Here is a 13,950-nt window from a genome sequence, read left to right as displayed (position 1 = left end):
GGAGAGCATTTAAATGAAACAATCTAAAGTATTTATACCAACGATGAAAGAAGTACCAGCTGCTGCTGAAGCTTTAAGTCATCGACTTCTGTTAAAAGCAGGTTTGATTAAACAAAGCACAAGTGGAATTTATAGTTATTTACCACTTGCTACAAAGGTTTTAAATCATATTGAAACGATTGTAAGAGAAGAAATGGAACGCATCGATGCTGTTGAAATTTTAATGCCAGCATTACAAAAAGCAGAGCTATGGGAAGAATCAGGTCGTTGGGATGCATATGGCCCAGAATTAATGCGTTTGCAAGATCGTCATGGCCGTGAATTCGCGCTTGGACCAACACATGAAGAGCTTGTGACTTCTGTTGTAAGAGATGAACTTAAATCATATAAACAATTACCACTTACATTATTCCAAATACAATCTAAATATAGAGATGAAAAACGTCCACGTTTTGGTTTACTTCGTGGTCGTGAATTTATCATGAAAGACGCTTATTCATTTCATGCAGATGAGACATCGTTAGATGAAACATATCAAGATATGTACAATGCTTACGTGCGTATATTTAAACGTGTTGGTATCAACGCTCGTCCGGTGGTTGCTGATTCTGGAGCAATTGGTGGCAGCCATACGCACGAGTTTATGGCATTAAGTGAAATTGGTGAAGATACAATCGTATACAGCGAAAATAGTGACTATGCTGCTAATATTGAAAAAGCAGAAGTCATTTATCATCCAAATGAGAAACATGTTGAAATTGCTGAATTAACAAAAATAGAAACGCCTCAAGTTCATACTGCGCAAGAATTAGCCACATTTTTAAACAAACCATTGGATGAGATTATCAAGTCTATGGTATTTAATGTTGATGGTGAATTTATTATGATACTCGTTCGTGGTCATCATGAAATTAATGACGTTAAATTAAAAGCATATTTTGAAACAGATCATATTCAATTAGCTACTGAAGATGAAATAAAAAATCTATTAGGTGCTTCACCAGGTTCACTTGGACCAGTTTTTGACAAGGATATCAAAATCTATGCAGATCATTTTATAAAAGATTTAAATAACATGGTTGTAGGTGCAAATGAGGATGGTTACCATTTATTAAACGCTAATGTTGGTCGCGATTTTGAAATAGATGCTTATGGTGATTTTAGATTTATTTTAGAAGGTGAACAGCTAGCAGACGGATCTGGTGTTGCTAACTTTGCAGAAGGCATAGAAGTTGGGCAAGTATTTAAACTTGGCACTAAATATTCCGAAGCAATGAACGCTACATTTTTAGATAACCAAGGCAAGGCCAAACCATTATTAATGGGGTGTTATGGCGTAGGTATTTCTAGAACGCTAAGTGCTATTGTAGAGCAAAATAACGATGACAATGGAATAATCTGGCCAAAATCTGTGACACCTTTTGATTTACATTTGATTACAATCAACCCTAAAAAAGAGGAGCAACGTGAATTAGGCGATCAATTGTACGCACAATTAAAAGAGAATTGTGATGTGCTTTATGATGACCGAAAAGAACGTGCAGGTGTTAAGTTTAATGATGCAGATTTAATTGGTTTACCAATTCGAGTAGTTGTCGGTAAAAACGCAGCTGAAGGTGTCGTTGAAGTTAAGCGTCGGGATTCAGGTGAAAGTGAAGATGTCCAAATAGATAATTTAAGTCATTATGTCAATGAATTATATAAGAATTTATAATACAAAGATATATGATGTTTATTGGAAAAGTTACTACACTAAATAGACATATAAATAAACAACTAACAATGATTCATCCAGTATATCTGGCGTGGCGTTCATGTATTAAAAATATATGAAAATATGACGTGATTACTGACTGATTTAAAGTTAATTTTGGCCAAAAAATTTGTGAACACGGCTAACGAATCAGGGGGGCGGGAATACGAAATCAATTTAGAAATTTTGATTTCAATCTCGCTCCCATTTGTTATTATTTATTATAATGGTATATAGTTTAAGTTTAAGTATTAGAAATCCAATCTTTTCCGTTATATTATAGAGAATGTAAAAAATACATACGCCGATATTTGCTGATATTTAAAGTGAATATTAAAAACAGGAAACGTAGTGTAATTATTAGTAAGGTGGTTATCGTCTTGTCAATGACAAATCAGGAAAAATTTAAAATCCTAGCTGACCAAATAAAAATTGCAGACCATTTGGACCCAGAAATTTTAGAACAAAGTGAATTAACACGTGTAGATGTTAAAACGACCGACCGAACTTGGGTATTTCAGATAACATTTCCATACTTTTTATCTATAGAAGATTATCTATTATTCAAACATGCAATCACTGAAGAATTTAAAACAATAGCTAAAGTAGATTGCAATTTCACGATAACGAATAAGGCGAATCAAGATGAATATGCAATGAAATACTTTAGCCACTGTATTGATCAAACTAAATTATCACCAAAAGTAAAAGGGCAACTTAAACAAAAACGTTTGATTATGTCAGGAGATGTCATCAAAGTTATGTGTCAAAATGATATAGAACGTGATCACTTTGACAAAGCTTGTAATGGCAGTTTGATTAAAGCCTTTCAACAATGTGGATTTGCTATTAGTAGAATATTATTTGAAACAGATAATGCATCTAACGGTGACGATTTAGCATCACTCGAAGCTCATATTCAACAAGAAGATGAGCAAAGCGCACGTGAAGCTACAGAGAAATTAGAAAAAATGAAAGCTGAAAAAGCAAAACAACAAGATAATAACGAAAGCACTGTCGCTAAATGTCAAATTGGAAAACCAATTCAAATAGAAAATGTAAAACCTATTGAATCCATCATAGAAGAAGAATTTAAAGTTGCAGTAGAAGGTGTTATCTTTGATATCAACTTAAAAGAACTAAAAAGTGGACGCCATATTGTAGAGTTGAAAGTTACAGACTATACAGATTCTTTAGTGCTAAAAATGTTTACTAGAAAAAACAAAGACGATTTAGCGCATTTTAAAGCTTTAAGTGTAGGTAAATGGGTTCGCGCTCAAGGTCGAATAGAAGAAGATTCTTTTGTGCGTGACTTAGTAATGATGATGTCTGATATTGAAGAAATCAAGAAAGCAGTTAAACAAGATAAAGCTGAAGAAAAACGTGTTGAATTCCATTTACATTCTTCGATGAGCCAGATGGACGGCATACCTAATATAAGTGCATATGTAGATCAAGCTGCAAAATGGGGTCATAAAGCTATAGCAGTTACTGATCATAACGTTGTACAAGCATTTCCAGATGCGCATGCTGCTGCAGAAAAAAATGGTATTAAAATGATTTATGGCATGGAAGGTATGTTGGTAGATGATGGTGTACCTATCGCTTATAAGCCACAGGATATAGACTTAAAAACTGCAACATATGTTGTGTTTGACGTTGAGACAACAGGTTTATCTAACCAATACGATAAAATTATTGAACTTGCAGCTGTTAAAGTGAAAGAGGGAGAAATCATTGATAAATTTGAACGTTTCAGTAATCCACATGAACGATTATCTGAAACAATTAAAAATTTAACGCATATTTCTGATGATATGTTAGTAGATGCTCCTGAAATTGAAACAGTACTCACAGAATTTAAAGAATGGGTTGGAGATGCCATCTTTGTAGCCCATAATGCTTCATTTGATATGGGCTTTATCGACACAGGTTATGAAAAAGCTGATCTAGGCGCCTCAACTAACGGTGTGATTGATACGTTGGAATTATCAAGAACGATCAATACAGAGTATGGTAAACATGGCCTAAACTTCTTAGCTAAAAAATATGGTGTAGAATTAACACAACACCATAGAGCGATTTATGATACAGAAGCTACAGCTTACATTTTTATTAAAATGCTAAAACAATTAGAAGAAGCAGAAGTTTCTAATCATCAAGATATCAACACCTCTTTATCTAATGAAGATGCATATAAACGAGCTCGCCCTAACCATGTAACACTTATCGTTCAAAACCAACAGGGACTCAAGAATTTATTTAAAATAGTGAGTGCATCGCTCGTTAAATATTATTATAGAACGCCAAGAATTCCACGTTCACTTTTAGATGAGTATCGTGAAGGTATTCTTGTTGGCTCAGCATGTGATGAAGGAGAAGTTTTCACCGCAGTTATGCAAAAAGATCAGTCACAAGTTGAGAGAATAGCTAAATATTATGATTTTATTGAAGTTCAGCCACCAGCATTGTACCAAGACTTAATAGATAGAGAACTGGTTAGAGATAATAAAACATTGCATGAAATATATGACCGTTTAATCCAAGCTGGTGACGCAAATAATATTCCGGTGATTGCTACGGGTAATGCACATTATTTAAATGAGCATGATGCTATTGCACGTAAAATTTTAATCGCATCCCAGCCTGGTAACCCTTTAAATCGTAGTACATTACCTGAGGCGCATTTTAGAACCACAGATGAAATGTTAGATGAATTACATTTCTTAGGTGAAGAAAAAGCATATGAATTAGTCATTAAAAATACAAATGAATTAGCTGACCGCATCGAACGTGTTGTGCCAATCAAAGATGAATTGTATACACCACGTATGGAAGGTGCCAACGATGAAATTCGAGAGATGAGTTATTCAAACGCCAGAGCTTTATACGGTGAAGACTTGCCTCAAATTGTCATCGACCGATTAGAAAAAGAATTAGAAAGTATTATCGGGAATGGCTTCTCTGTGATTTATTTAATATCACAAAGACTTGTGAAAAAATCATTAGACGATGGTTATTTAGTAGGTTCCCGTGGTTCAGTCGGTTCAAGCTTTGTAGCGACGATGACTGAAATTACTGAAGTTAACCCACTACCGCCTCACTATATTTGCCCACAGTGTAAACAAAGTGAATTTTTCAATGACGGTTCGGTCGGTTCTGGTTTTGATTTACCAGATAAAAAGTGTGGAACATGTGGTTGTGATTTAATTAAAGAAGGACAAGACATCCCATTCGAAACATTCTTAGGTTTCAAAGGTGATAAAGTACCTGATATTGACTTAAACTTTAGTGGTGAATATCAACCTGAAGCGCATAACTATACAAAAGTATTGTTTGGTGAAGATAAAGTGTTCCGTGCTGGTACGATAGGCACAGTGGCAGAAAAAACAGCATTTGGTTTTGTAAAAGGCTTTTTAAACGACCAAGGTATTCATAAAAGAGGAGCCGAAGTAGATAGATTAGTTAAAGGGTGTACTGGTGTCAAACGTACGACTGGACAGCATCCAGGGGGCATTATCGTTGTTCCAGACTATATGGATATTTACGACTTTACACCCGTTCAATTTCCAGCAGATGATCAATCATCTGCGTGGATGACAACACATTTTGACTTCCACTCAATACATGATAATGTCCTAAAACTTGATATTTTAGGTCACGATGACCCAACGATGATTCGTATGTTACAAGATTTATCTGGTATCGATCCTAAAACAATCCCTGTTGATGATAAAGAAACAATGGGTATCTTTAGTTCTCCAGAACCATTAGGCGTGACCTCAGAACAAATTTTATGTAAAACAGGCACTTTTGGCGTGCCTGAGTTTGGTACAGGGTTTGTGCGACAAATGTTGGAAGATACGAAACCGACGACTTTTTCAGAATTAGTTAGGATTTCTGGTTTGTCACATGGTACAGATGTGTGGCTAGGTAATGCGCAAGATTTAATTCGTTCAGGTACTTGTGACTTATCGAGTGTAATTTGTTGTCGTGACGATATTATGGTTTATTTAATGTATAATGGCTTGGAGCCTTCATTAGCATTTAAGACTATGGAGTTTGTTCGTAAAGGTAGAGGCCTTACCGATGATATGGTAGAAGCAATGGTAGACAATGAAGTGCCAGATTGGTATTTAGATTCATGTAGAAAAATTAAATACATGTTCCCTAAAGCCCATGCTGCAGCTTACGTACTAATGGCAGTACGTATCGCTTATTTCAAAGTGCACTATCCACTTTATTATTATGCTAGCTATTTTACAGTTCGTGCATCTGATTTTGATTTATTATCAATGATTAAAGATAAAGACGGCATCAGAAACACTGTAAATGATATGTATTCACGTTATATGGATTTAGCTAAAAAAGAAAAAGATACTTTAACTGTACTAGAAATCATGAATGAAATGGCTCAACGTGGTTACCGTATGCAGCCAATCAGCTTAGAAAAAAGTAAAGCGTTTGATTTTATAATTGAAGATGATAGTTTGATCCCACCATTTATATCTGTGCCTGGATTAGGTGAAAACGTTGCGAAAAGAATTGTTGAAGCACGTGAAGAAGGTCCATTTTTATCTAAGGAAGATTTGAATAAAAAAGCTGGTTTATCACAAAAAGTTATTGAATATTTAGATGAACTAGGTTCATTACCAAACTTACCAGATAAAGCACAATTATCTATATTTGATATGTAACAGTGCAAGTAATAAATGGTATTTAAGTATTAAATGCAAGTTTAAAGGAAAGCCGTGTGATGTTTAGCTATCATCCCATATGTGAAAAGATATAGTTGTTTGTATAGAAAATAAACATATGGTATAATAATGTTGCTTAAAAAATTAGACTCAGGCAGGAAGAGTGGGCGTTATACCCGCTCTTTTCTATTTGCCAAAAAAGGAGGTCAGTATGAGTAAAGTAACTGAGCAAGTTGAATCAATCATTCAACCCGTCCTTGACGACTTAAATTTTGAATTAGTAGAAGTCGAATACACAAAAGAAGGTAAGGATCGCTTCTTGAGAGTATCTATTGATAAAGAAGGTGGCGTCGATTTAAATGATTGCGCCTTAGCATCTGAAAAAATCAGTGAAATGATGGATGCAGAAGATCCTATTCAGGAAATGTATTACTTAGATGTGGCTTCTCCAGGTGCCGAAAGACCTATAAAAAAAGAAAAAGATTTCCAAAATGCCGTTTCAAAACCCGTTTTTGTTTCTTTATATGCGCCAATTGAAGGTGGGAAAGAGTGGTTAGGTATTTTAAAAGAGGTAACAAGTGAAACGATTACTATGGAAGTTAAAGAAAAGTCAAAAACAAAGCAAGTTGAAATTCCAAGAAATAAAATCGCTAAAGCACGTCATGCTGTAATGCTTTAATGTGATGAGGAGGATGATAAGCCGTGTCAAGTAATGAATTATTATTAGCTACAGAATATTTAGAAAAAGAAAAAAAGATTCCAAGAGAAGTTTTAATTGATGCAATTGAAGCAGCACTAATTACTGCTTATAAAAAAAATTACGATAGTGCAAGAAGCGTTCGTGTAGAATTAAACATGGATGAAGGTACTTTCCATGTTATCGCGCGTAAACAAGTTGTAGAAGAAGTGATGGATAATAGAGAAGAAATTGACTTAAGCACAGCTTTAGTTAAAAATCCAGCTTATGAAGTGGGCGATGTTTATGAAGAAGATGTAACGCCTAATGATTTTGGTCGCGTAGGTGCACAAGCTGCTAAACAAGCTGTAATGCAACGTTTACGTGACGCTGAGCGCGAAATATTATACGATGAATTTATCGATAAAGAAGACGATATTGTTAATGGGTTAATAGATAGAGTTGACCATCGTTATGTTTATGTAAATTTAGGACGTACAGAGGCAGTATTGTCTGAAGCTGAAAGAAGCCCTAATGATAGTTACATCCCTAACGAAAGAATCAGAGTATATGTAAATAAAGTAGAACAAACAACAAAAGGGCCGCAAATTTATGTTTCACGCAGTCATCCAGGATTATTAAAACGCTTATTTGAACAAGAAGTCCCGGAAATTTTTGATGGCACAGTAATTGTTAAATCTGTTGCCCGTGAGGCTGGCGATCGTTCTAAAATCAGCGTACATTCTGACAACCCAGATATAGATGCTGTGGGCGCGTGTGTAGGTGCTAAAGGTTCTCGTGTTGAAGCGGTTGTAGAAGAACTCGGTGGCGAAAAAATTGATATCGTTCAATGGAACGAAGATCCAAAAGTATTCGTGAAAAATGCGTTAAGTCCATCTCAAGTTTTACAAGTTATTGTTGATGAAGCAAATCAATCAACTGTTGTAGTTGTGCCAGATTATCAGTTATCATTAGCGATTGGCAAACGTGGCCAAAATGCGCGCTTAGCTGCTAAATTAACTGGTTGGAAAATTGATATTAAATCAGAAACAGACGCTAGAGCTGCAGGTGTTTATCCATCAGAGGAATCAGAAGAAATAGCGGAAAACGAAAACACTGATGAAACTGAAGATAATGATTTAAAAACATACAATGCTGATCCAGAAGCATTCGATACAACAGCTGAATCAGAAACAGAAGTAAAAGATGATGCTGATGTAATTTCTGAAGAAGACACTGAAAAATAATTTGGAGTGAGCTTTATGAAAAAGAAAAAGATTCCAATGCGTAAATGTATACTTTCAAATGAAATGCATCCTAAAAAAGATATGATACGAGTTGTTATTAATAAAGAAGGCAAAATTTTTGCTGATGCTACTGGAAAACAACAAGGGCGTGGTGCTTATGTATCAAAAGATGTTAAATTAGTAGAAGAAGCACAAAAACAAGGTGTTTTAGAAAAATACTTTAAAGTTGATGCTGAAACATTAGACCCAGTGTATAAAGAAATTATACGTCTTATTTATCGTGAAGAGATACCTAAATGACCTTAGAGAAAATCGTAAATTTTTTAGGTTTAGCAATGCGTGCTGGAAAAGTTAAAACAGGTGAGTCAGTCATTTTAAATGACTTAAAGAAAAACAGACTAAAGCTCGTAATTATTGCAACTGATGCTTCTGAAAACACAATAAAAATGTTTCAGAACAAATGTGAAAGTTACCATATATCATTTCGTATATTTGGAACAAGAGCTGAATTAGGACAAGCTTTAGGTAAAGCAGAACGAGTAAACATTGGAATCACTGATCAAGGCTTTGCTAAAAAGCTAGTGTCAATGATTGATGAATATCGTAAGGAGTGACTATATGAGTAAAAAAAGAATTTACGAATACGCCAAAGATTTAAAATTAAAAAGTAGAGATATTATAGATGAATTAAAGAAAATGGACGTTGAGGTAACGAGCCACATGCAAACGTTAGAAGACGACCAAATTAAGGCATTAGATAAAGTATATAAACCTGAACAAGCTAAACAATCAGAGAAATCACAACAACAAGGTCAAAGCCAACAAAAAACGACAAATAATAAACCTAATAAAAAAGACAACACTAGTAATAACCAAAAGCAAAATAATAAAAACAATAAAAAGAATAATAAAAACAACAAAAATAATAAAAAGAATAAGCAAACTAAACAAGAAGAACCAAAAGAAATACCTTCACAAATTACTTATCAAGAAGGTATAACTGTTGGAGAACTTGCAGAAAAAATAAATGTAGATTCATCAGAAATTATTAAAAAATTATTCTTATTAGGCATAATGGCAAATATTAACCAATCATTAGATGATGAAACTTTGGAATTAATCGCTGGTGATTATGGCGTAGAGATTGAAAAAGAAGTTGTAATCGATGAAGAAGATTTATCGATTTACTTTGATGACGAAACAGAAGACGAAGATGCAGTAGAAAGACCTGCAGTTGTTACAATTATGGGTCACGTTGACCACGGTAAAACAACATTATTAGATTCTATTCGTCATACAAAGGTAACAGCAGCAGAAGCTGGTGGTATCACTCAACACATTGGTGCATATCAAATCGAAAATGATGGCAAGAAAATCACATTCCTGGATACACCAGGACACGCAGCTTTTACAACGATGCGTGCGCGTGGTGCACAAGTAACAGACATCACAATTTTAGTAGTAGCGGCGGATGACGGCGTTATGCCACAAACAATCGAAGCCATTAACCATGCTAAAGAAGCTAATGTGCCAACTATAGTAGCGGTTAATAAGGTTGATAAACCAACTGCTAACCCAGACCGTGTTATGCAAGAATTAACAGAGTATGGTTTAATACCTGAAGATTGGGGCGGCGATACAATTTTCGTTCCACTATCTGCATTAAGTGGTGAAGGTATTGAAGATTTACTAGAAATGATTGTATTGACTTCTGAAATGCAAGAATTAAAAGCTAACCCAAGTAAGAAAGCAGTAGGAACAGTGATTGAAGCTGAATTAGATAAATCACGTGGACCTTCTGCATCACTTTTAGTTCAAAATGGTACATTACATGTCGGTGATGCATTAGTTGTTGGTAACACTCACGGTAGAATCCGTGCAATGGTTAACGATTTAGGGCAACGTATTAAATCAGCAAACCCTTCTACACCGGTTGAAATAACAGGCATTCATGATGTGCCTCAAGCAGGCGATCGTTTTGTTGTATTTAAAGACGAAAAACAAGCAAGACGTATCGGTGAAGCACGTCATGAAGCTAATGTATTACAACAACGTCAAGAAAGTAAGAGCGTGTCATTAGATAACCTATTCGAGCAAATGAAACAGGGTGAAATGAAAGATTTAAACGTAATTATTAAAGGTGATGTTCAAGGTTCAGTAGAAGCACTTGCAGCGTCCTTAATGAAAATTGAAGTAGAGGGCGTAAACGTTCGTATTATACACACAGCAGTTGGTGCGATTAACGAATCAGATGTGACATTAGCAAATGCTTCAAACGGTATTATCATCGGCTTTAATGTGAGACCTGACTCTGGAGCAAAACGTGCAGCAGAAGCTGAAGGGGTAGATATGAGATTACATCGTGTAATTTACAGTGTAATTGAAGAAATTGAAGCTGCAATGAAAGGCTTGTTAGACCCAGAATACGAAGAGCAAATCATTGGACAAGCGGAAGTACGTCAAACATTTAAAGTATCAAAAGTTGGTACCATTGCTGGTAGTTATGTTACAGATGGTAAAATTACTAGGAACGCTGGCGTACGTGTTATTCGTGATGGCATTGTGCAATTTGAAGGCGAACTTGACACATTAAAACGTTACAAAGATGATGCTAAAGAAGTAGTACAAGGCTATGAATGTGGTATTACAATTGAGAAATATAATGACTTAAAAGAAGGCGACATTATTGAAGCCTTTGAAATGGTTGAAATCAAAAGATAATTATTAAACAAAAACACGCTATATCAATTAAGACAAGTTTCATTATAAAATGATTAATTACCGTGAGCTAAAAATTTATATTAGCTTACGGTCTTTTTATGTTGAATATGTTATCTTGTGGGTAAGAGGTATAATATGCTAATAATACAGTTTTTGAAAATGAGATTAACTCAATATTTTCTCAAATCACTAATTTAATGTTCAAAAATTAAAATTTAAATCCCGTCTTTTTATGATTGTAAATGAGTGTAAAAAATATAGTGAGATTGCTTAATACCTTTAACATAGACACTAGTTGTCTATATACTTAATTAAAATTAAGATAAATAGGAGGTTATAAGTTATGAGTGAATATTTAAAAGAAATCAATGAATTTTGGCAGGAATACATGGCTCAATATAACTCTATTTATGATTTAGATACCTTAAATAAAATGGTAAAAAATAATGACACAACTGCTTTCTTGCACCCACAAGATTTAGCATATTTAAAAAAACATTTTGGGGATAATTTCAGTGAGATACCAAGATTTAAAAAAATGGTTGATTACGCAAATGGAAAAGTTAAAATTAATAAAAACAGACAACGCGTGGTTCAAGAAAATGCAGAAATAAGTCCTGCAATAGCTAGACCTTACTTTGGTAATCCTGAATCAGCAGATATTGTTATATTGAAAAAACAAGCAGAAAACGATTTTAAAATTAATGATCCGAACTTACCAGTAGAAGTAGTATTACGTTATCGCAACAGAGTGTTAAGTGATATTCAAGGTAAATTAAAAATGAATGGTCAAAAAATATTTCTCCCCTACTTGGATAGGCATTGTTGGTTTGAAAAATATTTATATAGCAATGGATCAATCCTAAAGCAATTTAGGATTAATCCTAACAGAGTAATGGTAATGAATTTCTTCCCATATCAAACAGGGCATACAGCAGGATTACCTAAAGATTTTTTAACATTCAACCATTATTTACCCTCACAAGAAATGAATTTTGGACTTATGTTAAAAATTATTAATGATGAAAAACCAAGAATTTATATTGTTAGTGAAGAAGAATTGTTTATATCCATATTTAAAAATTTCGCAGATAGCGAATTGTATCAATACCTTGTAGAAAATTTATTCGTACTTTCTTCTAAACAGAATAGGCATATTACTGTCTGCAATGTGTTAAGTTATAAAGAACATATTACTCGGCTAAGAAAAAAAGAAACATTGAGTAAAACGGATTACTATAATTGGAATAAGCAACAAAAAATAGAACGTGATCAAGGGAATTCTGATTTTATACAAAAGCTAAAAGCGATTCAGCGTCCAGCTGAACTGCTTCATTGATTAAATATTAGTTTGTACAACTTGAAAAAGGTGATTTTCGTTTTTTAAAAATGAAAATCATCCTTTTGCTATTTTAGATATCATAGTTTTTAAATAACGATTTTAATTTAATTTTAAAGTCTTCAACATATTGCGAAGGTTTTAATAAGGTAATTAATTGAGGAAATTCAAGTGCAAGGGTAAAGCATTCTTTTTTTGAAATAATAAGTTCAGCGTTAACATAATTGTCGTCTATATTTGCCGTCATAATTATAAATTGTGATTTTATTTCAGACCAAATTGAATTGTGAATGTTTATAGTGACAGTTGGGGTTTTCATAAAAACGCTATTATCAAAAGATTCATCATGCTGGTAAACGTGATTGATGGAAGTTAAATCATGGATGTGGATGTTGCCATTGTATAAATAAGTAACCCAAAAACGTTTATTGAAGTATCGTGTATAGATTGGGATAACTTTAAATGTCTGGTGATTTATATCGTTGATTGAAATCATTTGATTATTTTCAATAGCGAGTTGAATTTTCAAAATTAAGGTTGATTCAGTTAATTCACGATTAATATGAAATTGATTTAATAAAGTGTTAGACAGTAGCTTTTCTGCTAAATTAGAATGTGCATTTAATCCTAATATCAAATTATATGTATCTTCATGAATATTAGGGGTGAAACTTTTCATTCTAAACAGTAAGTTGAGGATTCTGTGATTTTTAAACTTAAAACGGTCAATTCTAAGACGGTGCCGACCTATATTGTTTTCGTAAACGATTCTGCCATTTAATCCTTCCCATTCTTGATCTTCGTATAAAAAATTATTTATATCACTGAAATCTCTTTGTATTGACCTAATGTTAACGTTAAGGCTTTGTGCTAGTTCTTCTTTACTCAATTTCTTTCCATTTAACAAACGAGTATAAATATAAAGCAATCTCTCTGGTTTATCCAAATATACACGCTCCTAACTAATTTAATAGACAGTCAAATATCTAATTAGCTTAAATTATAACATGTTTCATTTCTATAACGTGTAAAATTTTAAGTGAATAAAAAATAATTATAATTATTTTAGAAATTTTAAAATTTAAATAACGTGCTTGATTAGCGATTTAGAAATATGTATTGTCTTGAAAATGTAATAATGTTTCATTAAAATACAGTTTGGCAATATAAATTGTGCCTAACTGTTGTTATAAAATATAATAACCGATAGGTAATAAAGAAATATGTTAAAATTACTGACACCATTAACAGTATATAGTTTAAATAAAGCATAAATTGATATCATATTCTTAAATTACAGGGAGAGGTATAAACGCTTTGTCATTTTATAAAACTAGCCTAAGTTAATGTGTCATACAATGGATTCAGATCGCAATATTCTGTTTTTAGAATACTTTAATGATTATGATTAACAAAATAGTAAAAATATGTTTTTGTTTTAGCCACTTATACAAATGTATTAAATAAAATATTTGGATAGAACAGGGAATTATGGCATTATGTCATTTTTCATGAAT

General features: G+C 33.4%; 9 protein-coding genes. 8 read left to right on the top strand and 1 reads right to left on the bottom strand.

The window, feature by feature from the left end; translation table 11 throughout:
* The first annotated feature begins 13 nt into the window (after positions 1–13).
* From KA900_RS03065 to KA900_RS03030, 8 genes are all read left to right on the top strand, one after another.
* On the top strand, positions 14–1,714 hold the full coding sequence (locus KA900_RS03065) for a proline--tRNA ligase (RefSeq protein ID WP_210139296.1): 1,701 nt from the start codon (positions 14–16) through the stop codon (positions 1,712–1,714).
* A gap of 425 nt (positions 1,715–2,139) precedes the next feature.
* The gene (locus KA900_RS03060) at positions 2,140–6,450 is read left to right on the top strand and encodes a PolC-type DNA polymerase III (protein ID WP_103372851.1); all 4,311 of its coding nucleotides are present in this window, start codon (positions 2,140–2,142) and stop codon (positions 6,448–6,450) included.
* Positions 6,451–6,661: 211 nt separating this feature from the next.
* A complete protein-coding gene (gene rimP / locus KA900_RS03055; RefSeq protein ID WP_096810067.1) occupies positions 6,662–7,129 on the top strand; it encodes a ribosome maturation factor RimP in 468 nt (155 codons plus the stop codon).
* A gap of 23 nt (positions 7,130–7,152) precedes the next feature.
* Positions 7,153–8,373, top strand: a complete 1,221-nt coding sequence (gene nusA / locus KA900_RS03050) for a transcription termination factor NusA (protein ID WP_096810065.1) — start codon at positions 7,153–7,155, stop codon at positions 8,371–8,373.
* A gap of 15 nt (positions 8,374–8,388) precedes the next feature.
* Positions 8,389–8,673, top strand: coding sequence for an RNase P modulator RnpM (gene rnpM, locus KA900_RS03045; protein ID WP_096810063.1), 285 nt, complete (start codon positions 8,389–8,391; stop codon positions 8,671–8,673).
* On the top strand, positions 8,670–8,987 hold the full coding sequence (locus KA900_RS03040; RefSeq protein ID WP_096810062.1) for a L7Ae/L30e/S12e/Gadd45 family ribosomal protein: 318 nt from the start codon (positions 8,670–8,672) through the stop codon (positions 8,985–8,987). Before rnpM ends, KA900_RS03040 begins: the two co-directional genes overlap by 4 nt.
* 4 nt (positions 8,988–8,991) lie before the next feature.
* Entirely contained in the window at positions 8,992–11,094 is a 2,103-nt protein-coding gene (infB, locus tag KA900_RS03035) for a translation initiation factor IF-2 (protein WP_210139295.1), read from the top strand.
* 343 nt (positions 11,095–11,437) lie between these two features.
* On the top strand, positions 11,438–12,433 hold the full coding sequence (locus KA900_RS03030) for a hypothetical protein (protein WP_210139294.1): 996 nt from the start codon (positions 11,438–11,440) through the stop codon (positions 12,431–12,433).
* A gap of 73 nt (positions 12,434–12,506) precedes the next feature.
* Here the strand turns inward: KA900_RS03030 and KA900_RS03025 are convergent, their stop codons facing one another.
* Positions 12,507–13,379 carry an HTH domain-containing protein gene (locus tag KA900_RS03025; protein ID WP_107644043.1) on the bottom strand — a complete coding sequence of 291 codons (873 nt, stop codon included), beginning with the start codon at positions 13,377–13,379 and terminating at the stop codon, positions 12,507–12,509.
* Between the last annotated feature and the right edge of the window lie 571 nt (positions 13,380–13,950).

Source organism: Staphylococcus sp. GDY8P120P (genome assembly GCF_017892065.1).
Taxonomy (GTDB): Bacteria; Bacillota; Bacilli; order Staphylococcales; family Staphylococcaceae; genus Staphylococcus; species Staphylococcus nepalensis.
The sequence above is the reverse complement of the archived record's forward strand: the minus strand, read 5'-3'. Positions and strand labels throughout refer to the sequence as shown.